21 protein-coding genes are annotated in these 19,611 nt (G+C 62.5%); 11 read left to right on the plus strand and 10 right to left on the minus strand.

All coding sequences use genetic code 11. The features are described 5' to 3' along the window. Entirely contained in the window at positions 1 to 1,032 is a 1,032-nt protein-coding gene (locus RMO89_RS09090) for an arginine N-succinyltransferase (protein WP_310532635.1), read from the minus strand. Beyond that, entirely contained in the window at positions 1,029 to 2,240 is a 1,212-nt protein-coding gene (locus RMO89_RS09095; RefSeq protein WP_310532636.1) for a hydrolase, read from the minus strand. Before RMO89_RS09095 ends, RMO89_RS09090 begins: the two co-directional genes overlap by 4 nt. Positions 2,241 to 2,363: 123 nt before the next feature. On the opposite strand from RMO89_RS09095, the gene RMO89_RS09100 reads away from it, so the two are divergent. After that, positions 2,364 to 2,834 carry a hypothetical protein gene (locus RMO89_RS09100; RefSeq protein WP_310532637.1) on the plus strand — a complete coding sequence of 157 codons (471 nt, stop codon included), beginning with the start codon at positions 2,364 to 2,366 and terminating at the stop codon, positions 2,832 to 2,834. On the opposite strand, the gene rsmA is transcribed toward RMO89_RS09100, so the two are convergent. From rsmA to RMO89_RS09120, 4 genes are all read right to left on the minus strand, one after another. Then, positions 2,835 to 3,644 (minus strand): 16S rRNA (adenine(1518)-N(6)/adenine(1519)-N(6))-dimethyltransferase RsmA, encoded by an 810-nt coding sequence (gene rsmA, locus RMO89_RS09105; protein WP_310532638.1) that lies wholly within the window; start codon positions 3,642 to 3,644, stop codon positions 2,835 to 2,837. Beyond that, positions 3,641 to 4,657 (minus strand): 4-hydroxythreonine-4-phosphate dehydrogenase PdxA, encoded by a 1,017-nt coding sequence (pdxA, locus tag RMO89_RS09110; RefSeq protein ID WP_310532639.1) that lies wholly within the window; start codon positions 4,655 to 4,657, stop codon positions 3,641 to 3,643. Before pdxA ends, rsmA begins: the two co-directional genes overlap by 4 nt. Positions 4,658 to 4,664: 7 nt before the next feature. After that, entirely contained in the window at positions 4,665 to 6,014 is a 1,350-nt protein-coding gene (locus RMO89_RS09115; protein ID WP_310532640.1) for a peptidylprolyl isomerase, read from the minus strand. Positions 6,015 to 6,162: 148 nt separating this feature from the next. After that, positions 6,163 to 8,475, minus strand: coding sequence for an LPS assembly protein LptD (locus tag RMO89_RS09120; RefSeq protein WP_310532642.1), 2,313 nt, complete (start codon positions 8,473 to 8,475; stop codon positions 6,163 to 6,165). 92 nt (positions 8,476 to 8,567) lie between these two features. Between RMO89_RS09120 and RMO89_RS09125 the strand changes: the two genes are divergently transcribed. From RMO89_RS09125 to RMO89_RS09150, 6 genes are all read left to right on the plus strand, one after another. Then, positions 8,568 to 10,025: a leucyl aminopeptidase gene (locus tag RMO89_RS09125; protein WP_310532643.1), complete on the plus strand. Its 1,458-nt coding sequence runs from the start codon at positions 8,568 to 8,570 to the stop codon at positions 10,023 to 10,025. A gap of 14 nt (positions 10,026 to 10,039) precedes the next feature. Further along, entirely contained in the window at positions 10,040 to 10,471 is a 432-nt protein-coding gene (locus RMO89_RS09130; protein WP_310532644.1) for a DNA polymerase III subunit chi, read from the plus strand. A gap of 92 nt (positions 10,472 to 10,563) precedes the next feature. Then, positions 10,564 to 10,986, plus strand: coding sequence for a nucleoside-diphosphate kinase (gene ndk, locus RMO89_RS09135; protein WP_310532645.1), 423 nt, complete (start codon positions 10,564 to 10,566; stop codon positions 10,984 to 10,986). A 138-nt stretch (positions 10,987 to 11,124) separates the two neighbouring features. Then, the gene (locus RMO89_RS09140; protein ID WP_310532647.1) at positions 11,125 to 11,370 is read left to right on the plus strand and encodes a YdcH family protein; all 246 of its coding nucleotides are present in this window, start codon (positions 11,125 to 11,127) and stop codon (positions 11,368 to 11,370) included. Positions 11,371 to 11,435: 65 nt separating this feature from the next. Further along, positions 11,436 to 11,681: a hypothetical protein gene (locus RMO89_RS09145; RefSeq protein ID WP_310532648.1), complete on the plus strand. Its 246-nt coding sequence runs from the start codon at positions 11,436 to 11,438 to the stop codon at positions 11,679 to 11,681. Beyond that, positions 11,682 to 12,179: a DUF3617 family protein gene (locus tag RMO89_RS09150; RefSeq protein WP_310532649.1), complete on the plus strand. Its 498-nt coding sequence runs from the start codon at positions 11,682 to 11,684 to the stop codon at positions 12,177 to 12,179. Between the two features lie 12 nt (positions 12,180 to 12,191). Here RMO89_RS09150 and purN read toward each other — a convergent pair whose 3' ends face one another. Beyond that, entirely contained in the window at positions 12,192 to 13,145 is a 954-nt protein-coding gene (gene purN, locus RMO89_RS09155) for a phosphoribosylglycinamide formyltransferase (RefSeq protein ID WP_310532651.1), read from the minus strand. Continuing rightward, positions 13,138 to 14,241: a phosphoribosylformylglycinamidine cyclo-ligase gene (gene purM, locus RMO89_RS09160; RefSeq protein WP_310532652.1), complete on the minus strand. Its 1,104-nt coding sequence runs from the start codon at positions 14,239 to 14,241 to the stop codon at positions 13,138 to 13,140. The genes purN and purM overlap by 8 nt, the downstream gene beginning before the upstream one ends. 195 nt (positions 14,242 to 14,436) lie before the next feature. On the opposite strand from purM, the gene RMO89_RS09165 reads away from it, so the two are divergent. From RMO89_RS09165 to RMO89_RS09180, 4 genes are read left to right on the plus strand one after another with little or no spacing between them, the layout of a single operon-like run. After that, positions 14,437 to 15,636 (plus strand): heavy-metal-associated domain-containing protein, encoded by a 1,200-nt coding sequence (locus tag RMO89_RS09165; RefSeq protein WP_310532653.1) that lies wholly within the window; start codon positions 14,437 to 14,439, stop codon positions 15,634 to 15,636. A gap of 3 nt (positions 15,637 to 15,639) precedes the next feature. Continuing rightward, positions 15,640 to 16,251, plus strand: coding sequence for an ATPase (locus RMO89_RS09170; protein ID WP_310532655.1), 612 nt, complete (start codon positions 15,640 to 15,642; stop codon positions 16,249 to 16,251). 28 nt (positions 16,252 to 16,279) lie between these two features. Further along, a complete protein-coding gene (epsC, locus tag RMO89_RS09175) occupies positions 16,280 to 17,011 on the plus strand; it encodes a serine O-acetyltransferase EpsC (RefSeq protein WP_310532656.1) in 732 nt (243 codons plus the stop codon). Next, positions 17,008 to 17,349, plus strand: a complete 342-nt coding sequence (locus RMO89_RS09180) for a DUF2794 domain-containing protein (RefSeq protein ID WP_310532657.1) — start codon at positions 17,008 to 17,010, stop codon at positions 17,347 to 17,349. The genes epsC and RMO89_RS09180 overlap by 4 nt, the downstream gene beginning before the upstream one ends. A 60-nt stretch (positions 17,350 to 17,409) precedes the next feature. Here the strand turns inward: RMO89_RS09180 and RMO89_RS09185 are convergent, their stop codons facing one another. After that, positions 17,410 to 18,459 carry a hypothetical protein gene (locus tag RMO89_RS09185; RefSeq protein WP_310532659.1) on the minus strand — a complete coding sequence of 350 codons (1,050 nt, stop codon included), beginning with the start codon at positions 18,457 to 18,459 and terminating at the stop codon, positions 17,410 to 17,412. A 69-nt stretch (positions 18,460 to 18,528) separates the two neighbouring features. Further along, positions 18,529 to 19,437, minus strand: a complete 909-nt coding sequence (locus RMO89_RS09190; protein WP_310532660.1) for an SDR family NAD(P)-dependent oxidoreductase — start codon at positions 19,435 to 19,437, stop codon at positions 18,529 to 18,531. Between the last annotated feature and the right edge of the window lie 174 nt (positions 19,438 to 19,611).

Raw genomic sequence — 19,611 nt, forward strand, 5'->3', positions numbered from 1 at the left:
TTACCACCTCGCCACGTGAGTCACCGACTGACCCGGCTCAACCCCCAGGGCACGCGCGCAGTGGCTGTCGATGGCGATGCCGTCGCCCTTGGGCTCGGTCCAGCCGTACGCCGTTCGGAATTCGGAGAGCTTGCCGGTGGCTAGCAGGCGCTTTTCTCCGTGCTGGTGTTCGCCAAGCTCATCAGAGATGGCGACAATCTGCGCGTCCTTGGCCTCGCGGATCGAACGGATCTGGTCGGTCCGCACCGTCATCGTCGGGCCACCATCGAAGATGTCGATATAGTTTTCCCAAGCGAAGCCTTCTTCCTCAAGCATCCGCATCGCGGCGCGGCCTGACGGGTGCGGCACGCCGATGACCGAGCGGGCGTGGTCGGACAGCATAGCGATATAGACCGGGTGCTTGGGCATGAGGTCGGCGATGAACTGGTTGCCGAACTTGGCGTTGAATTCGTCCGCGTCCTGAAAGTTCATGCCAAAGAAACGCCCGGCTACCCCGTCCCAGAACGGCGATCCGCCGGCTTCGTCGATCACACCGCGCAGTTCTGCCAGAGTGCGATCGGCAAAGCGGGCGCGGTGCGCGCGCATGAATAGGTAGCGGCTGCGGGCAATCAGCAAGCCAAGCCCGCCGGCGCGCTCGCCGGGATGGAGGAAGAGGCCGCCCACTTCGCTCGCGCCCTCAAGGTCGGTCGACAGGTTGAGGATATCGGCGCGGAATGTGCGGCCCAATTCCTCGCTGTGCTGGGTCAGCGCGCCGATGCGGTAGGAATAGAACGGCCATTTGAGACCGACGGCGGAAAAAATCTGGCAGGTGCCGCGAACTTCGCCTGTCTCGGTGTTCTCCAGCACGAAGACGAACAGGTCGTCCCCGACAACCTCCTCGGTGCGCTCAAAAGCGGCTGCCGAGCGTTCGAGCTTGGTGCCAAGTGCCTTGCGATCGGGCGGCAGGTTGGTGAACCCGCCGCCTGTGCGTTTGGCCATCTCGTAGAGGTGTTGCAGATCGCTTGCAGTGGCGGCGCGGATGACAAAACTCATGACATGGCTCCATCGGCAATACGCGAGAGGATGAGGGCGGACAGCGCAGCGCGTTCAGCCAGACTAGCGACAAGCAGGTATTCATCTGGCGAGTGAATCGCGCCGCCCCGTACGCCGAGCGTATCCACCACAGGCACCCCGCAAGCGGCGATATTGTTGCCATCACAGACCCCTCCAGAGCGCTGCCAGCGTATGTCCTGCCCCAGCGCTGCCCCGCAATCGCGGACAAGTTCGAACAGGCGCAGCGCCGGTGTGTCCATCGGTTTGGGCGGCCGGCTGAGTCCGCCGTGGCGGTGGATGGCAAGGTCGTGCTGCGCTGCAATGGTGTCGATCAGGCCTTTGAGCGCGACCTCAAATTCGGCGGCATCAGCACTAGATTGCGGGCGGATATTGAACCTCACCACAGCGAGATCTGGCACGACATTGTTTGCACTGCCGCCATCAATCCGCGCCGGATTAATGCGCAAATCCTCGCTGTCGAGCGCCTTCAGCGCCAAGACAAGCGCCGCCGCGGCGACGATCGCATTACGGCCATCCTGCGGATTGCGTCCGGCGTGGGCAGACTTGCCGTGAATGATCACGCTGTAATTGCCGCTGCCGGCTCGTTCGCCGGCCAGCGTGCCATCGGGCAGGGCTGCGGGTTCGAATGTCAAAGCTGCCAGCTTACCTGCCGCGAGTTCGGCAATGAGCGGCGCCGACGAAGGACTACCGACTTCCTCGTCCGAATTGAGCAGCACGTCATAGCCGATCTGCGACGCGCCCGGGGTGGTTTCAAACGCGGCCAGCGCAGCCAGCATCACTGCAATGCCGCCCTTCATGTCGGCGACTCCGGGGCCATTGAGGGTTCCGGCATCGAGCCATTTCAGCGTCTGGAATGGGTGATCGGCAGGAAACACGGTGTCCATGTGGCCGGTGAGCAGGACCCGCCGGTTTGCGCCCGGACGAACCGAAAGCACAAGGTGCTGCCCGAACTTTCGCTCGATCTCGCGGCCCTCGGCGTCAATATACGGCGTTGTTGCGCCATCAACCCAGCGCACGGCACCGGGAAGCATTGCCATTGCAGCAGCCAGTTCTTCCGTCAGCAAGCCAATGCCAGATATGTTGCCGGTGCCGCTGTTGATCGCGCACCAGCGCTGGATCCGGGCGAGCATTGCGGCCGCGTCGATACCGGCAATCATGCGGGCTTCAGTTGGGGAAAGATGTTGCATTTGAAACCACCCTAACCGCTTGTACGCATGGGATCAAACAGAGGCCTCAGGCAAAGCCGCGTTTACCACTTGTTTCCTCGAACGGCTCTAAACGCCAATCTTTGCAGGGGAGGGGAACCCGGCATGAAGGACCGGATCGAGCCAAGGCACAAGGTATTGATGCGCGGCAGGCTGCATGGAAGCGGCTTTGCGCGCGATGTCTGTTTGCTCGATGCCTCATCTCGCGGTCTGTTGTTGACGCTCGCCCAGCCGCCAGCGCGGGGAGAAATGATCGACATTCTCGTCAATGGACACACGCTGTTCGGTCAAGTCGAATGGAGCAAAGGCCGGCGCATGGGCCTGCGCTTTCGCGAACGGATCGACGTGCTGGCATTGATATCCGGCGATAGCGGGCCGCTGGACCTCAAGCGGGCGCAGGCAGTCCGCGCGCGGCGATCCCCTGCCATGGCGCTCGATTTGAGCCGCTTTGTCGCCCACCGTATGCAATTCGTGGTGGCGATCGGCCTGATGGCTATTGGCGCCTGGTTTCTGTTCGATCTGGTCAGGCGTTCGGTAGGCGCGCTAGACGACGTAGCGCGGTTCCTCTCCCATTGATCAGCCAAGTTCGCGGGCGAGCGCTACGAATTCCGTCACCGACAGAGTTTCAGCGCGCCGCTGGGCATCGATGCCAAGCGCGTCTAGCGCAGCGAGTGCACCGGGCAGGCCCTTGAGGCTTTGCCGCAGCATCTTGCGGCGCTGGCCAAAGGCGGCTTCGGTCACGCGTTCGAGCATGCGGGCAGATACGCCTTCGGGCATCTCAGCCGGTTCAACATGGATCACTGCCGACATGACCTTGGGCGGCGGGGTGAAAGCGCTGCGGTGCACCTTCATCGCGATGCGCGGTTTCGCGCGCCACTGGGCCAGCACGGCGAGGCGGCCATAGGCATTGCTGCCGGTGTCCGCGATGATGCGTTCGGCAACTTCTTGCTGGAACATCAAGGTCAGCGAAGACCAGCGCGGCGGCCAGCTCTCACCGGAAAGCCAGCCCACGAAAAGCGCCGTGCCGACGTTGTACGGCAGGTTGGCGACGACGTGATACGGCCCTTCGATGCCATGTTCGACTTTGGTCGCATCGCCCTCGATCACGCGCAGTTGGCCGGGAAAGGCTTCGCCGAGTTCAGTGAGAGCAGGGAAGCAGCGCTTGTCCATCTCGATCGCAGTTACCATCGCGCCGGCGCGGAGCAGGGCGCGGGTCAGGCCGCCGGGACCGGGACCGATCTCCAGCACCTGCTGACCTTGCAGCTTGCCCGGAATAGCAGCAATGCGGCTGAGCAGTTGCTCGTCGAGCAGGAAATTCTGGCCGAGCGCCTTCGATGCGATCAGGCCGTGGCGATTGATAACCTCGCGGAGCGGCGGAAGTGTCATGCCCGCGCCGCCCGTCGCTGCGCCATTTCACCGGCCATGCGGATCGCCGTGATCATCGCTCCGGGATCGGCAATGCCCTTGCCCGCGATACCGAAAGCTGTTCCGTGATCAGGCGATGTCCGCACGATCGGTAGTCCGAGTGTCACGTTGACGCCTTCATCGAAATCGAGCGCCTTGATCGGGATCAGCGCCTGATCGTGATACATGCAGAGAGCAACGTCAAAGGTCGAGCGCGATCTGGGTGTGAACAGGGCATCGGCCGGATGCGGGCCGGTGGCGTCTATGCCCATCTCACGAAGTTCCGCGATGGCAGGCGCGACGATTGTAGTGTCTTCCTGCCCCATCCGGCCTTCTTCGCCAGCGTGCGGGTTTAGCGCGGCAATGGCAATGCGCGGCACGGCGATGCCGAAGTCGCGGATCAGGGCCTCGGCAACGATCCGCGCCTTGCGGACGATCAAGGCGGTGCTGATCAGCCCCGGCACCTCTGCTAGCGCAACATGGATGGTAAGTGGCACGGTGCGCAAACTCGGTCCCGCGAGCATCATCACGGCGTCGTCGGCATTCACGCCGCAGGCCGCTGCGACGAATTCGGTTTGCCCGGGGTATTCGAAGCCGATATCGGCGAGCCGTGCCTTGGCCACCGGACCGGTGACCATGCCCGATGCCTGTCCGCCGCGTGCCATTGCCGCGGCCCATTTGAGTGAATCATAGGCGAGCCAGGACCCGTCAGTGTCCGGCTCGCCTGGTTTCCAGGGGCCACCTGATGCGCCAAGTACGGGCAGACCGTAAACGAAGGCAGCAGGGGCCTCGGAGGGATCTTCGATGGTGATGACTGCAAAGTCCGGTGCCAATGTCCGGCCGACTTCGTCCAGCACATCGCGTCCGCCAGCGACGAAGAAAGGACTTAAGCCCGCAGACTCGCGCCGTAACCAGGCAGCCGCGATCACTTCCGGTCCGACACCCGCCGGATCGCCCAAGGAGACTGCCAGGGGCGAATCCGCAAACGGGGTCATCATCGCATCAATTGTATTCGATCACCGCATCGCGGCGAAGATCGCGCAGATAGGCCTGAGCACGCTTGTTTACGCGGTCATCTTCAAGTTGCGACATCATGTCCTCAAACTTCGGACCGGCATCGACCTGCGGATCGTCACGGCCGCACAGCATCAGCATGCGGACGCCTTCCTGGACCGAACCGAACGGCGGCGAGGTTTCACCCAGGGAAAGCTTGAGCAAGGTTTCCTGCAGCGGCCCGGGCAGGTCGCGCGCCTTCACCTGGTCGTTTTCGACCACGGTGGCGCCAATCGATTTGGCCACGGCGTCCACGTTGCCGCAACCTTTGGCACCCCTGATTGCAGTGGCAAAATCGCTGGCGCGCTTGCTGGCATCGGCGTCTGAGGTGCCGGCGGGGAAATCGATCGAAATCTGCTTGAGTGAAAGCAGTGCATCGCGAGGATCGGCGGTCAGCACCGCGCGCTTGTCAATCAGTACCAGGACCGAGAAACCGCCCGGAATCTGGACTGGGCCGACCAGCTGGCCGGGTTGCAGGCCAGCTGCGGCAGTGCTGAGTTCGGTGGGCAGTTGCGCCAGACGAATCCAGCCGAGATCGCCACCAACGCTCTTCGTCGAGGCTTCCGAATAGGTGCGGGCCATAGCCGAGAAGCTGGCACCCTGCTTGACCTGTTCGACAATTTTCTTGGCATTTTCATAGACAGCCGCCTGGCTTTCGGGCGTTGCGGCAAGGAAGATTTCGCCGATATGGTATTCCTCGGTGCCTTTGGCCGCCTTGAGGCGTTCCATGGCTTCCTTCACCTCTTCCTGCGAGACATTGACGAAGGGGTGGACGTTGCGGCGCAGCAGATTGTTCCACGAAAGTTCGCCCTTGATCTGCCGCTTCAGAGAGGCAACCGACGAGCCGATGCGGGTCAGATACCCATCCATGCCCTTGGGGTTCTGCGGAAAATTCTGCTGCGAAAGACGCGCGTAGGACGCATCGACTTCGCTATCTTTGACGTCGAGTTCCTGCGCCCGGGCTTCCTGGATCTGCAAGGATTCATCGATCAAGTTGCGCAGGATCTGGAGTCGGAGCCGTGCCATTTCCTCGGGCTGGATCTTGCCCTGGTTCGCCGATACGACAAGCGCGACGCGCTGGTCCACTTCGGTGCCAGTGATGATGTCGCCATTGACGATGGCCGTTGCCCGGCGATTGTTCGGATCATTCTTGCCGAAGATCTGGACGTTTTCCGGCACGGTAATGCTACCGCGCGTGGCTTCACCGGCATCCTGGGCAATTGCCGCAACGCCTGCGGTCGCAATGGATATGGCCAGGACAGAACGCCCGTAACGGGCAAAGCGAGTAGCAGTAATCACCGTTGTTCAATTCCCGTCTGCAGTAGGCAAAAGCTGCCCCCAAAGTCTGCTAGCGCTGTTGCAGCCAATCGGCTGAACCTTAGCTGAGCATCGTCGCAGGCGCGATAGCGGCTTTGTCAGCCCGTGGAAACACCTGACTAACGTCAGGCTAACGAATGCCCAGGTTCCGCAATGCGAAATAGATCTGGAAAGTGTTCCCGCGTCGAGCATCACCCGTTGCGACGAAATCGCGCTGCCAGGTGAGCGCAATTTCAGTGCATTCGTCTTCGTAGGCAACGCCAAGGCGTGTGCGGAGCGGTTGCCAGCCATCAGAAGTGTTCAGCGGATCTTCGTTGCGATCGGTGAGGTTGATGACTCCCGAGCCAAAGGCAGACCAGTTCTTGCCGATGGCAACACGCCCTGCGAAGCGCAATTCCTCGCGGTCCTGAAGATCCTCGACCGTGGTAATGTCCCGGTTAAGTCGCAGATATCCGATCTCGGCATAGGTCCGCGCACTCCCGACCGTCGCGTCGAACTCGTTGCGGCGGAACGCCAGGCTGTCCTTGTCGACCCGGAACCGGTGCGTGAGTTTAACGAAATCGCGGAAACGTACTTCAGTGCGTCCGACGACATCCGATGACCGGCTGGAAAGTCCGGTGCCATCGGGAAACAGCGTGGGTTTGCTGGTCAGGCTGTAGGACTGGCCTATGGTCGAATTGATCCGCCAGCCGGGCGCCTGCCACTGCCAGTCGACTCCATAAACAAATCGCACCCCGTCTTCGATTCGGTCGTAACCAGGGAAGCGATTGAGCGCGAAGAGGTTCGAATCCTCTAGATCAATCGCACGCGAATCTTCGTTCGGCACGGCGAGATTCTTGATTTTCGGGCTGGCGACAATCTGGAAACGTGGGGTCAGCACCTGCGTGCCGTTCATGAACTTGCCGACTAGCGGCCACTTCACGTCGATCGCAGCCGTGGCGATGCCGCGCGCTTCCCACCCGGGATTGCCGCGATAGCTGACCGTCTGGGTCAGCGCGTTGTCGGACGAATGATAGACGTCGCCGCGCACCAGGCCAGTGAGGGTGACCAGTTGCCCCATGCTCGTCATGCGGGTCAGGTCCCACTTGGCGCCGGCAAAGGCGCGCTGGGTTTCCTGCCCGCTCGACCGCGTGATGCCAAGCGAGTTGAGCTGCAATTCCAGTTTGCCGCCGCCGATGCCCTGAATGCGCTTGCGATAGTCGATTACCGGGAAGGCGACCGGCACCAGCCCCTGACTGTCCCCGACACGCAGCGTCTGGGTCGCCCAGCCGGCCACCGACAGATAGCTGTCGTTGGTGATCCGCTCCAGTTCGACGGTCGAGCGAAGCCGGTCGTCACGGCTGATGTCATAGCGGCGCAGGAACGTGCGATCGCTGGCCAGACGGATCGAGGAGGTCAGACTCCAGTAGGGATCGAACTGGAAGCGGCCATTGGCGAACAGATAGCCGCGCGCTTCGGTTTTGCTGACGCTGCCCGGGGTGCCGACCGGGATCAACACGCTGCGGGTAATGTAGCCGGTGATCTGGAACGCACCCTTGTCAGCCAGTTGGCGATACTGCGCGGAGATCATCGGCGCGGCTTCGGTAAAGGCGTGGGCCTTGATCTGGATGTCGCGGTTGTCGCCAAGTCGCTGGTAATAGCCCTCGCTGATTTCAACGCCGTTCGATGCCGACAAGCGCACGTCGGGGATCAGCAGGCCGGAAATCGCACGGCCATCGGTAGCAAGCATCAGGCCGGGCAGGGGCAACAGCGAAATGCCGAACAGTTCGATCCGGGCGCCGCGGAATTTCAGGTTCTTGCGGTTGGGATCGTAAATCACTTCCGCGGCATTAACGCGCCATGTCGGTGACTTGGGACAGCCCTTGTCATCCTCGACCGCACAGCCGGTATAGGACGCCTTGGTCAGGATGATATTGCCGGCCTCGTCCCGGCGGCCCAATTCTGCAGCCACGCGCCCACCTTCGCGCAGGGCGATGAGCAGGTTCTCCATTGCCCCGGCCTTGAGCTCGTCAGTCAGCTCGACGCGGTCGGTGAACAGCTGGTTCCCGTCCTGATCGATCAGGCGGATATTGCCGCTGGCGACAATCTGGCCGGTCTTCTGGTTCCAGGTGACCGAATCGGCGCGGACCGATTGGCCGGACCGGCGAAGGACGACATCGCCCGTCGCGGTGACCGTTCCATCTTCGTAACCGTACTGGACCTGGTCCGCCTCGAAACCGATCGGACCAGTGCCTTCGGCTGCACCCGAAAACGGCAGCGATGGCGCAGGCTCGGTCGGGTTTACAGCCTGTTCGATGGGGCGCACCGGCGTGGAGGAAGTGGCACCGTCCTGAGCATGAGCCGGGCTGAAACCCAGCGCCATTGCAAGTGCAGCTACGCCGGCCAGCCAGCGATGCGCACCTGTTTTCCTGAACGATTGCGGTAATACCAAGGCCGGGAGCATCCCTTGCCTATCGCACCGCCCGCGCCTAACTGCAATCCGCGATGGCGGCCGAAAGATGCAGGCTGCCGCAAACTGTTTGAGCCGGAGATTCCATGAAGATTTCTTTTGCCGCTGCGCCCGCAGCCGACGCGCGTGTCATTGCCCGCCCGGTCAACCAGAATTCACTGCTGTCCAGTCTTGACCCGGCGATTGCCGAAGGCGCGAAGGTAACGCGGTTTACCGGCAAGACCGCGCAACTGTTCGAAGGCTTCGTGAGCGAGGGCGGCAAGTTCGTCCGGACTTTTCTTCTTGGCGTGGGTGAAACGGGCGACAGCGCTCGAGCCGGTAATCTCGAAAAGGCCGGTGCAGCCTTGACCGCGCGCCTGCTCACTTCGGGTGAAACCATGATTACCGTCGATTGCACCGGCTCGGGCCTGACCCCCGCCGATGTCGCCAGCCTCGCGCTGGGCGTGCGGCTGCGGGCATGGCGTCACGATGGGTATCGCACGACGATGAAGGACGATCAGAAGCCTTCGCTGACCGAGGCCGTTTTCGTTGGCGCGACTGAAGGTTCCGAAGCCGCGTGGCAGGTTGAAGCTGCCGTTGCCGAAGGCGTCGAGTTCACCCGCGAGCTGGTCACCGAACCCGGCAATGTCATTTACCCTGAAAGCTTCGTGGCGCGCTGCCAGAAGCGGTACGAAGGTACGGGCCTCATGGTCTCTGTGCTTGATGATAGCGAGATGTTGGCGCTGGGCATGGGTGCGTTGATGGGCGTGGCGCAGGGATCGCCGCGACCGGCACGGATGCTGGTGATCGAATGGAACGGCGGCGGCGATGCGAAGAAGACCGCTTTCGTCGGCAAGGGCGTAACTTTTGACACGGGCGGCATCAGCCTGAAGCCGGGTGCTGGCATGGAAGACATGAAGTGGGACATGGGCGGTGCCGGAGCGGTTGCCGGGGCCATGCTCGCCATGGCTCTGCGCGGGGCCAAGGCCAATGTCGTCGCCGTCTGCGGGCTGGTTGAAAACATGCCCGACGGCTTGGCGCAGCGTCCGGGTGACGTTGTGAAAACCATGTCCGGCCAGACGGTCGAAGTGATCAACACCGATGCCGAGGGCCGTCTCGTCCTCTGCGATGCGCTGACCTGGGTGCAGAAAAATCACACCCCGGCGCGTATCCTTGATCTTGCGACGTTGACCGGCGCGATCATCGCTACGCTGGGCAACGAATATGCCGGCATCTTTTCGAACGATGATGGGCTGGCCGATTCGATCCTCGCTTCTGGCAGCAAGGTTGGCGAGCGTTTGTGGCGCCTGCCGATGGGTCCGGCCTATGACAAGATGATCGACAGCCCGATTGCCGACATGAAGAATATGGGTTCGAAATACGCCGGATCGATCACCGCAGCGCAATTCCTGCTGCGCTTCGTTGAAAAGGGCACCCCTTGGGCGCACCTCGACATTGCCGGCATGGTCTGGGCCGACAAGCCCGGCGCGACCTGGGAAAAGGGCGCGACGGGTTACGGCGTTCGCCTGCTCGACCGGTTCGTGCGCGATACGCTCGAAGGCTGATCGGGCGAGGGCCGATGCGCGTCGATTTCTACCACCTGACGCAATCCTCTGCTGAGGATGCCGTCGCCCAGATTGGCCAGAAGGCGCTGGCGCAAGGGCAACGATTGCTGGTGGTGGCGGAAGGGCGCGATCGGCTGCAGCGTTTTGGCGAGGCCCTGTGGGCGCGCGAGGGCGCGTTTCTTGCCAATGGCATGGCAGGCGGGGTGCATGATGCGCGTCAGCCGATGCTGCTGTCCGAAACGGTCGAACCAGCGAACGGCGCGCAGATTTTGGCGCTTGCCGATGGCCAGTGGCGCGAAAGCGAGGGATTCGCCCGCGTGCTGTTCTTCTTCGATGGCAGCGTGATCGAATCGGCACGGTCTCGCTGGCGCGACATCAAGGCGCGCCAAGGCATCGAATGCCGCTATAACAAGCAGGAAGGCGGCCGCTGGATCGAAGCCGGCTGAGCCCTGCCTTGCGGCGAAGCGCTTTCCCGGCTAGGGGCGCGCCCAACCGGAAAACGGACCTATCAACCAACACCCTTGTCAAGGAACAGACCATGGCGGTTACCCGCACCTTTTCGATCATCAAGCCCGACGCCACCCGTCGCAACCTGACCGGCGCGGTCACCGCAATGCTTGAGGAAGCCGGCCTGCGCGTCGTTGCTTCGAAGCGTATCCACATGACCAAGGATCAGGCTGAAGGCTTCTACGCCGTTCACCGCGAGCGTCCTTTCTTCGGTGAACTGGTCGAATTCATGATGAGCGAGCCGGTTGTTGTGCAGGTCCTCGAAGGCGAAGACGCCGTAACCCGTAACCGCGACATCATGGGCGCGACCAACCCGGCCGATGCCGCTGAGGGCACGATCCGCAAGGTTCACGCACTGTCGATCGGTGAAAACACTGTCCACGGTTCGGACTCGGAAGAGAACGCTGCGATCGAGATCGCCTACTTCTTCAAGCCCGAAGAAATCGTCGGCTGATCGGCTCAAAGCCATCGCATTTTGAAAGGCCGTCCCATCCGGGGCGGCCTTTTTTGTTGCCGATTTGATGCGCCGCAATGTCAGCATTGTTGCTAGCGAGGATACAGGGGCGGTCTGATACCTTTCAAAGGATTGCCGATGTCCAATACCCCGCATGTTCTGGCCGATGTGTTCCCCGAAGATCACTCCGTGCTGCACAAACTCAAGCTAGCAAACCCCCATTTTGTCACGCTTTCCGATCGCTATCACGAAGTGAACGACGAAATTCACCGCATCGATGCCGGTATCGATACGCCTTCTGACGACTATGCCGAGACACTGAAAAAGATGCGTCTCGCGCTGGTTGACGAGATTTCCGGGATCGTCTCGGCGGCAAAGGGCTGAAGACGTGGCGAAGGCCTTTGCCTGGCCCGCCTGAATGACTATCATCGCGGCAAAGGAGAGTTGCGATGGATGGTATGGGCGGTGCAGGCGAGGCCTGTCCCTTCGAATTCAATTTCGATGAAAAGACTTTTAAGGTCGGTGATTCAGTCAGTTACCGTGTCACCGGTAGCCTTTCTGACTTTCCCTTCGTTGGCACCTTGGTCGAGGTGCATGAGGATTACGTGATGATCGCCGGCGATCCGAACGACCCGGCAAAGGTCTATCGCGGCACGCGTGAGAGCCGTCCCGTCGTAGATGAAAGCGAGGTCTGAATGCAGTCTGTGCAACGGGGCTGCATCGGCATTGCAACGCTTCTGTTGGCAGGATGCGGCAGCGATGCCGCGAACGAAGCGCCGGTGGATATGGAGCCGGGCGCCTATCTGGTCGATTTCAAGGCGCCGATGTTTGGTGCCGACATTTCCAAAACCATCGACGGCAAGCGCTGCATCACTGGTGACCCCGAATATGTCCCGACCAAACTGGTGCGGTCTTACATCTCGCTCGCCCCCGAATGTGCGACAGCGAAGTTTGAGCGCAAGGGCAACCAGTTGACGGGTTCGGTAACCTGTCCGCTCGATCCGCAGCGCGCGACGGGCAAGGCGATCGTAACCTTCGACGGAACCATTGCCGAAACGTCGCTCAGCGGCACGATGAAGATCGACATGCAGATTACGGCGTCGCAGGACCCTCAGGCACAAGCAGCGGCAGCGCTGATGTCGAAAGTGCCGATCCCGTTTCGCGCCGAACGCACAGGCGATTGCTTGAACTGAGCAGACAACTTGTCAGAACGCGTCGGCAGCGTCCAGCAGGGCGGTGAGCCGTTTCGGGGCGACATTGCGCCAACTGCGTGCCAGCCACTCATCGACTGTTTCCCAATCGAGCCCCGAACGGTTGAGGATCACTCCGACCCAGCCCGATGCGCCATAGTAGGCGGGGCGGAAATAGGCGGCCGGGTTGCTTTCGACCAGGCCGTCCAGCTCGTCCGGGCCGCTTGTCCGCGCCAGCAAGGCGATATGCGGCGTGCCGTGATGCTGGTCGGCGAAATGGGCGAAGTACTTGCCGCCCACCCGCCATCCCGGCGCACCGTGCGATTCGCGCTCTTCGGTTTCGGTCAGCGCCAGCGCCCGGCGGCGGACTTCGGCCAGCAACCAGTCGGCGCTGTTGCCGCGTGAAACCAGTGCGGCGAGGCAACGCGAATAGAGCTGGTGCTCGGCAATGAGCACACGCGCGGCCAGCGTGTCTGCCGTGTCTCCGGGAATGATGGTGACCGCTGTCTGGCCGAGCGCCGGGCCGTCATCGAGTTCCGCCGTCACCTGATGCACCGTGCAGCCGCCGTGGCTGTCGCCGGCCTCGATCGCGCGGTCGTGGGTGTGCAGGCCGGGATACTTGGGCAGCAGCGAGGGATGGATGTTGAGCATCCGCCCCTGCCAGCCCGAAACGAATTCCGGCGTCAGGATGCGCATGTACCCGGCCAGCGCGACGTATTCAGCACCCGATGCGCGGATCGCTTTGTCCATTGCATGGTCATGATCTGCGCGGGCCATGCCCATGTGCGACAAGGCAAAGCTGGGAACACCTTCGGCCTCGGCCAATTTCAGCCCGCCCGCTGCCGGATCATTCGCCGCGACCAGCACGATCTCGTAAGGGCAGTCGTCCGCCCGGCTGGCATAGAGCAGCGCGGCCATATTGGTGCCGCTGCCCGAAATGAGCACGGCAACCTTCGCCCTCTCAGGCAAGGTGGATCGCTTCCCAGTTGCCCCGAGCCGACCAGACCTCGTCCGCGCCCTGAACGGTGCAACCGCGTGCTCCGTCTTCGATCGCGCCGATCACGAAAACGGTTTCGCCAGCTGCTTCAAGGTCAGCCTTTACCGCTGCAGCATCGTCCGCCGCCACTGCGAGAACCATGCCGATGCCGCAATTAAATGTGCGGGCCATTTCCTCTGGCTCGATGTGTCCCTGCGCTTGCAGGAAGGCCATCAGGCGCGGCTGTTCCCATGCGCCGGCATCGATCCGCGCGTGCAGCCCCTCGGGCAGGACGCGCGGCACGTTTTCGAGCAGGCCGCCGCCAGTGATATGGGCGAGCGCGTGGACCTTGCCGTCACGGATAACCGGAAGCAGGCTCTTCACATAGATTCGCGTCGGTTCGATCAGGTGGTCGATCAGCAGCCGGTCGGCATCGAACAGGGCCGGGCGGTCCAGCTTCCAGCCCTTGTCCTCGGCGAGGCGGCGCACCAGCGAATAGCCGTTCGAGTGGACGCCCGAGCTGGCAAGACCAAGCAAGACGTCACCCGATGCGACCTTGCTGCCGGTCAATTGCTCACCGCGCTCAACCGCGCCCACGCAGAAGCCGGCAAGGTCATAATCACCCGCGGCATACATTCCCGGCATTTCCGCCGTTTCGCCGCCGATCAGCGCGCATCCGGCCAGCTTGCAGCCATCGGCGATGCCGGCGACAACGCGCTCGGCCACGCCATTGTCGAGCTTACCGGTGGCGAAGTAATCGAGGAACAGCAGCGGCTCGGCGCCCTGAACGATCAGATCGTTGACGCACATGGCGACAAGATCGATGCCGATGCGGTCATGGCGGTCGTGATCGATCGCCAGTTTGACCTTGGTGCCGACGCCATCATTGGCCGCGACCAACAGCGGATCCTTGTATCCCGCCGCCTTAAGGTCGAAAAACCCGCCAAAACCGCCAAGTTCGGCGTCCGCGCCGGGGCGGGCCGTGGCCTTGGCGAGCGGGCCGATCGCCTTGACCAGCGCGTTACCCGCGGCGATCGAGACGCCGGCGGATTCATACGAATAGCTCTTCGGGGGCGTTTTATCTTCCATCGCGAGGCCCCCTAACCTTTTCCCGCTTGGATTTCCACGGATGATTGGGCAAAAGGCCCTCGGTTTTCCCCGATGGCAGTCGCACCCGCTCTTCCCGCCCGCTTGGCACCCCTCCGTACAGGCAAGTTCCCATTTTTGAAGGGCCCCCTTCTGAAGGGGCCATTTCTGAAGAGGATAGCTTGCGCCTGCGCGCTGGTGCTCGCCGTCGCCGGAATCGCGCGGCTTGTTGCGCAGATCGAAGGCGATCGCGGGATCAATCCCGTGGCGACATCGCACGACATCGAAATCAGTGGGATCGAAGTCAATGTTGCCGGCAAGACGGCAGAGGAAGCCCGTCAGGCCGGTTGGGCAGAGGCGCGGCGCAAAGCCTGGGAACAGGCCGGCGGACCTAAGATCTCCGACGATCAGATCGAATCGTTTGTCGCCTCGATCGTTGTCGAGCGCGAACAGATCGGCCCCCGCCGCTATATCGCCACGCTGGGCGTGATTTTTGACCGCGCCCGTGCCGGCCAGTTCCTCAGCGCCGCGGATGGCGTTGCCGCTCGCCATTCCGCGCCAATGCTCACCATCCCGGTGCTCTATTCGGGCGGCGTCGCGCAGGTCTATGAAGTGCGCGGACCGTGGCAGGCAGCCTGGGCGCAATACAAGGCAGCGACCAGCGGCATCGATTACGTCCGTCCTTCTGGCAGCGGCGGCGATTCGTTGCTGCTCACCGCCGGACAGACGACTCGCCGCAGCCGCGCCTGGTGGGGCAATATCGTCGGCCAGTTCGAAGCTTCCGACGTGCTGGTTCCCGTTGCCCGCCTTGAACGCCAGTGGCCGGGTGGTCCGGTGCGCGGCACGTTTACGGCGCGGTACGGGCCGGACAGCACCTCTCTCGGCTCCTTCACCCTTACCGCAAACAAGGAGGCCGACCTGCCGGTCATGCTTGCCAATGCGGTCAAGCGCATCGACGCAATGTATAACGAGGCCCTCGCTCGCGGTGACCTCAAACCCGATCAGACCTTGCGTCAGCAGAACGAGCTCGATCCGGCGCTGGCCGCGATCATCGCTGCGGCGGCCCGCATGGAAGCTGGCAATGCCTCGGCGGCGAGCACGACCACGACCACCGCGACTCCGTCGGCCACGCCGAGCGCGACTCCGACGCCAGAGGCCAAGATTTCGAGCATTACCGTGCAGTTTGCCTCACCCGATGCCAAAGCGCTGGATGCAGTGCTTTCCTCTGTCCGTAGCGTTCCCGGCGTGCGCGGCGCATCGACCAGCAGTCTGGCGATGGGCGGAACCTCGGTCATGCGCGTCACTTTCGCCGGTTCGATCGACGAACTGCGCGATGCCTTGCGGGCGCGGGGCTGGTCTGTCTCGGCCGGCGGCAACGCGCTCAGCATCAGGCGCTAGGACTTGCGGCAGATCCCGCTACCGCTCGGCACCGGCGCCGGCCCTTCGCGCATTGTCGTGGGCAGCGCCAACAGCCAAGCGATCGAAGCCTTTGGGCAAGTGCAGGACTGGCCTTTTCGTACAGCCGTGCTGTTCGGCCCGCCGCATTCGGGGAAGAGCCTGCTGGGCCGCTGGTTCGCCGATTCGGGGCTGGGCGACATGATCGACGATGCCGAGACGATGGACGAGGCCGACCTGTTCCACCGCTGGAACCGCGCGCAGGAACAGGGCCGGGCCTTGCTGGTCGTGGCGAATGCGGGCGAAGGGGGCTGGCAGATAAAGCTCCCCGACCTCGCATCGCGTCTTGGCTCGGCCCTGCACCTTGAAATCGGCGAGCCTGACGATGCGATGATGGCGGAACTGATCGCCATCCATGCGGAGATGCGCGGACTGGCTTTGGGCCCTGATGCAGCCGCCTACCTTGTCCCGCGGGCCGAGCGTTCCCATCTGGGGGTCGAGCGGCTCGTCGCCGCGATTGACCGGTTGAGCATGGAACGCAAACAGGCTCCGACTTTGGCGATCTGGCGCGATGCGCTCGACGAAACCCTGGGGGCAAGCCAACCACGCTTGCTTTGAATGCGTGAATGGGGGACAATTGCGCGTCATGTTCAAGAGCCTGATCGAATACCTGGACTCGATTGTTGCGCGCGATCCCGCGCCGCGATCACGTTGGGAAGTGCTGCTGTACCCGGGCGTCTGGGCCGTGGGCTGGCACCGCATCGCGCACTGGCTGTTCGAAGCGCGGATGTTCTTCCTCGCCCGCCTGATCAATCACATGTCGCGCTTTTTCACTGCGATCGACATTCACCCCGGCGCAACCATCGGCAAGCACCTGTTTATCGACCATGGGTTCACTGTGATCGGTGAGACGGCGGAGATTGGTGACAATGTCACGATCTATCAATGCGTCACGCTGGGCGGCACGAACCCGGCGAATGGTATCGGCGGCAAGCGGCACCCGACGCTGGAAGATAACGTCATCGTCGGTTCGGGCGCGCAGATCCTGGGGCCGATCATCGTTGCCAAGCGTGCCCGTGTGGGTGCCAATGCCGTGGTAACGGAGGATGTGCCCGAAGGCGCGACAATGGTAGGCATGAAGGCGCGCTCTACGTTGGTTCCTGTGGAGGCTTGGCAGAAGGACTTCATTCCTTACGGAACGCCCTGTTCCGACCGCTTCGATCCGGCGACGCAGAAGTTCGAAATTCTCCAGTGCGAAATGGAAACGATGCAGAAGCGACTCGCCGCGCTGCTCGCGGAACGCGATGCTGAAGCGGAACGTGATGCCGAAGCGGTTGGGGTCGCGCCGGTACGCAAGCGGGGCAAGAAGTCGGCTTGAGCGCGGTAATCACCCCGTTCCCCAATCGCAGCCCGGCGCAAGTCGGCTTTGACCGCACTGAATTGCAGCGCATCCTTGACCTCTATGGTCGCATGGTCGCGGCCGGCCAGTGGAAGGACTATGCGATAGACTTCAGCCGCGATGCCGCGGCGTTTTGCGCTTTTCGGCGGGCGGCAGAGCGCCCGCAGGTACGCATCGAGAAACGACCCGCGCTGCGCAGCAAGCAAGGCATGTGGACCTTGTTTGGCGAAGCGGGGCAGGTGCTCAAGCGTGGGCAGGAACTGCCGGGCATCCTGTTTCCCATCGAGCGCAGGTTGCTCAAGATCGTCGAGGACTGAGCGCCGGCACGAAAACGCCCCCGGCATGGCCGAGGGCGATTCGTCATCGATCCTGCCAGATCAGGCGGCGAGCATTCCGGTTACCGGAAGCCGGCCCTGCAGGTCTCCGGGCAACTGGCTCACCACCGAACGGCGGATGGGGCTCCAGAAAGCGGACAGCGTCAGCAGGGCTGAGCCGATCACCAGCCCGGTCACCGCGACATTAAGCTCGACCATGCCGAACTGGCGGAACAGGAAGGTCAGCGCGACCAGGACATAGACCAACGCCGATACCAGAAGGGCGCGGCGGTCGATGGCGAGGGCGACGATCCCCATGATGATGTAGATCGCGATCACCGCAATTGCCGAGGCCGGGGCAATGTTCTCACCATCATTGATGCCGACCCAGTTGAACAGCGGGTGGCAGATCATCGGTGCGGCGAGCAGGTGGAGCCAGAAGGCCACGTCGCTGCGGCGGGTTTCACGCGACCGGTCGGACATGTCCCAGCGCATGGCGAAGGCGAACACGGCGATTCCGGTCATGAAGATGAGCGGGAAAAGGTAGCGCTCTGCATCGCTGCCATCCTGCGGGATCAGGGCAGCGGCGATGAGTGCGATCAGGGTGGCGGAGACCGCGGCAGCCCCGGCAGCGATAGTGATCGGCACCATGAAACGTCGCCAGTGCAGCCAGGTTCCCGCAGCCACGAACAGGCCGACACCGGCAACAACAAGCGATGCGGCAGATTCGCTGATATTTTCGAAATTCTCCGCCATGATCTCGATCGGAGCTGCAGCAAGTCCGCCAGCAAAACCGAGCAAAAGAACGATCGAGGGCAGGGCCATGCGGCGCTGGCGGGTGAAGTATTCCGCCATTCCCCATGCCGAGACCGCTACCAGCGCCCCCGCGAGTCCGGGCACGATCGACTGGCCGATGCCGGCGACTGCCGCCATCAGCAGCACCGCCGCAATGGTCACGAAAATGTCGTTGAACCCGGTAATCAGCCGGAAATGTTCCTCATCAACCGAAGGCGCATCGCGCGATCCGGTGACGTGGAGTCGCAAGGCCTCTGCCGCCTCGTGGCTTAGCGCCCCTGCGGCGACGGCGGATTGAAGATCTGCTTCTGAATACATCGGGCATCCTCCCCTGTGATAGCCAGAGGATGCCCGATGTGTGTTATTGCGTCAATACACTATAACGCTCTAGCCAGCCTTGGCTTGCTGCAGCAGGGTCATCGCGTGCATTGATTGCTCCATGCCGCTCTGGATGACCTTGTCGCCTGACTGGCGCGAAATTTCGCCCCAGGCATCGGCAAAGCCTTCGACCGAGCATGAACCCGGCGGCAGCAGCACACCTTCGTTCATGGTGACAAAGCCGCTCTGGAACACGCCTGCGCCAGCACCGACGATGGCATTGGTCGGCGCGTCCTCGGAAACGAGGTAAAGCGCGGCGGGGACTACGTTTTCGGGACTGAAGGCCTTGAAAGCTTCTTCCGGGAAGATGTCCTGCGTCATCCGCGTGCCAGCGGTCGGAGCCAGCGAATTGACGCGGATGTTGTTCTTCGCGCCCTCAAGATAAAGCGTCTTGGCCAGCCCGACGATGCCGAGCTTTGCCGCGCCGTAGTTCGACTGGCCAAAGTTGCCGCCAAGGCCGCTCGACGAAGTAGTCATCAGGATCCGGCCATAATTCTGCTCGCGCATCGTTTCCCAGCAGGCCTTTGTGGCATAGGCTGATCCGAACAGGTGAACCTTGACCACCAGCTCGAAATCCTCGGGCTCCATTTTGGCAAAGGTCTTGTCGCGCAGGATGCCGGCATTGTTGATCAGGATGTGGACACCGCCCCAGGCTTCCTTGGCCTTGGCGACCATCTCTACCATCTGGGCATATTCGGTGACCGATCCGCCGTTTGACATGGCTTCGCCGCCAGCGGCCTTGATTTCCTCGACCACGGCCAGCGCCGCGTCGGAATGGCCGGTGCCATCGCGCGACCCGCCCAGATCGTTGACCACGACCTTTGCCCCGCGCCGCGCCAGTTCGAGCGCATAGGCCTTACCCAGCCCGCCGCCTGCGCCAGTGACGATGGCGACCTTGTCCTTGAACGAAATGGTCATGTCGATCCTCCTCCTCGCGCCAGCGCGGCGCATATCTCAAAGCGGCGCATGACACGGGAATCTGCGCGCTTCAATGGCTTTCGCAGCAAGCCGCCGCGCCGTAACGTCAGGTCTGGATCTCAATTGCGACAGACAGTCAAAAATCTGTCACGGGCGTGTCCTAATAGTGCAGCC

Source organism: Novosphingobium sp., from assembly GCF_031424035.1.
Lineage (GTDB): Bacteria > Pseudomonadota > Alphaproteobacteria > Sphingomonadales > Sphingomonadaceae > Novosphingobium.

Bases quoted from the DNA above. Each gene is read 5' to 3' on its own strand.
- epsC (WP_310532656.1), top strand. From the start codon at position 16,280: ATGTTCAAGAGCCTGATCGAATACCTGGACTCGATTGTTGCGCGCGAT.
- RMO89_RS09150 (WP_310532649.1), top strand. From the start codon at position 11,682: ATGCAGTCTGTGCAACGGGGCTGCATCGGCATTGCAACGCTTCTGTTG.
- RMO89_RS09090 (WP_310532635.1), bottom strand. From the start codon at position 1,032: ATGAGTTTTGTCATCCGCGCCGCCACTGCAAGCGATCTGCAACACCTC.
- RMO89_RS09125 (WP_310532643.1), top strand. From the start codon at position 8,568: ATGAAGATTTCTTTTGCCGCTGCGCCCGCAGCCGACGCGCGTGTCATT.
- RMO89_RS09130 (WP_310532644.1), top strand. From the start codon at position 10,040: ATGCGCGTCGATTTCTACCACCTGACGCAATCCTCTGCTGAGGATGCC.
- RMO89_RS09145 (WP_310532648.1), top strand. From the start codon at position 11,436: ATGGATGGTATGGGCGGTGCAGGCGAGGCCTGTCCCTTCGAATTCAAT.
- RMO89_RS09185 (WP_310532659.1), bottom strand. From the start codon at position 18,459: ATGTATTCAGAAGCAGATCTTCAATCCGCCGTCGCCGCAGGGGCGCTA.
- RMO89_RS09100 (WP_310532637.1), top strand. From the start codon at position 2,364: ATGAAGGACCGGATCGAGCCAAGGCACAAGGTATTGATGCGCGGCAGG.
- purM (WP_310532652.1), bottom strand. From the start codon at position 14,241: ATGGAAGATAAAACGCCCCCGAAGAGCTATTCGTATGAATCCGCCGGC.
- ndk (WP_310532645.1), top strand. From the start codon at position 10,564: ATGGCGGTTACCCGCACCTTTTCGATCATCAAGCCCGACGCCACCCGT.
- RMO89_RS09190 (WP_310532660.1), bottom strand. From the start codon at position 19,437: ATGACCATTTCGTTCAAGGACAAGGTCGCCATCGTCACTGGCGCAGGC.
- pdxA (WP_310532639.1), bottom strand. From the start codon at position 4,657: ATGACCCCGTTTGCGGATTCGCCCCTGGCAGTCTCCTTGGGCGATCCG.
- RMO89_RS09095 (WP_310532636.1), bottom strand. From the start codon at position 2,240: ATGCAACATCTTTCCCCAACTGAAGCCCGCATGATTGCCGGTATCGAC.
- RMO89_RS09120 (WP_310532642.1), bottom strand. From the start codon at position 8,475: ATGCTCCCGGCCTTGGTATTACCGCAATCGTTCAGGAAAACAGGTGCG.
- rsmA (WP_310532638.1), bottom strand. From the start codon at position 3,644: ATGACACTTCCGCCGCTCCGCGAGGTTATCAATCGCCACGGCCTGATC.
- RMO89_RS09140 (WP_310532647.1), top strand. From the start codon at position 11,125: ATGTCCAATACCCCGCATGTTCTGGCCGATGTGTTCCCCGAAGATCAC.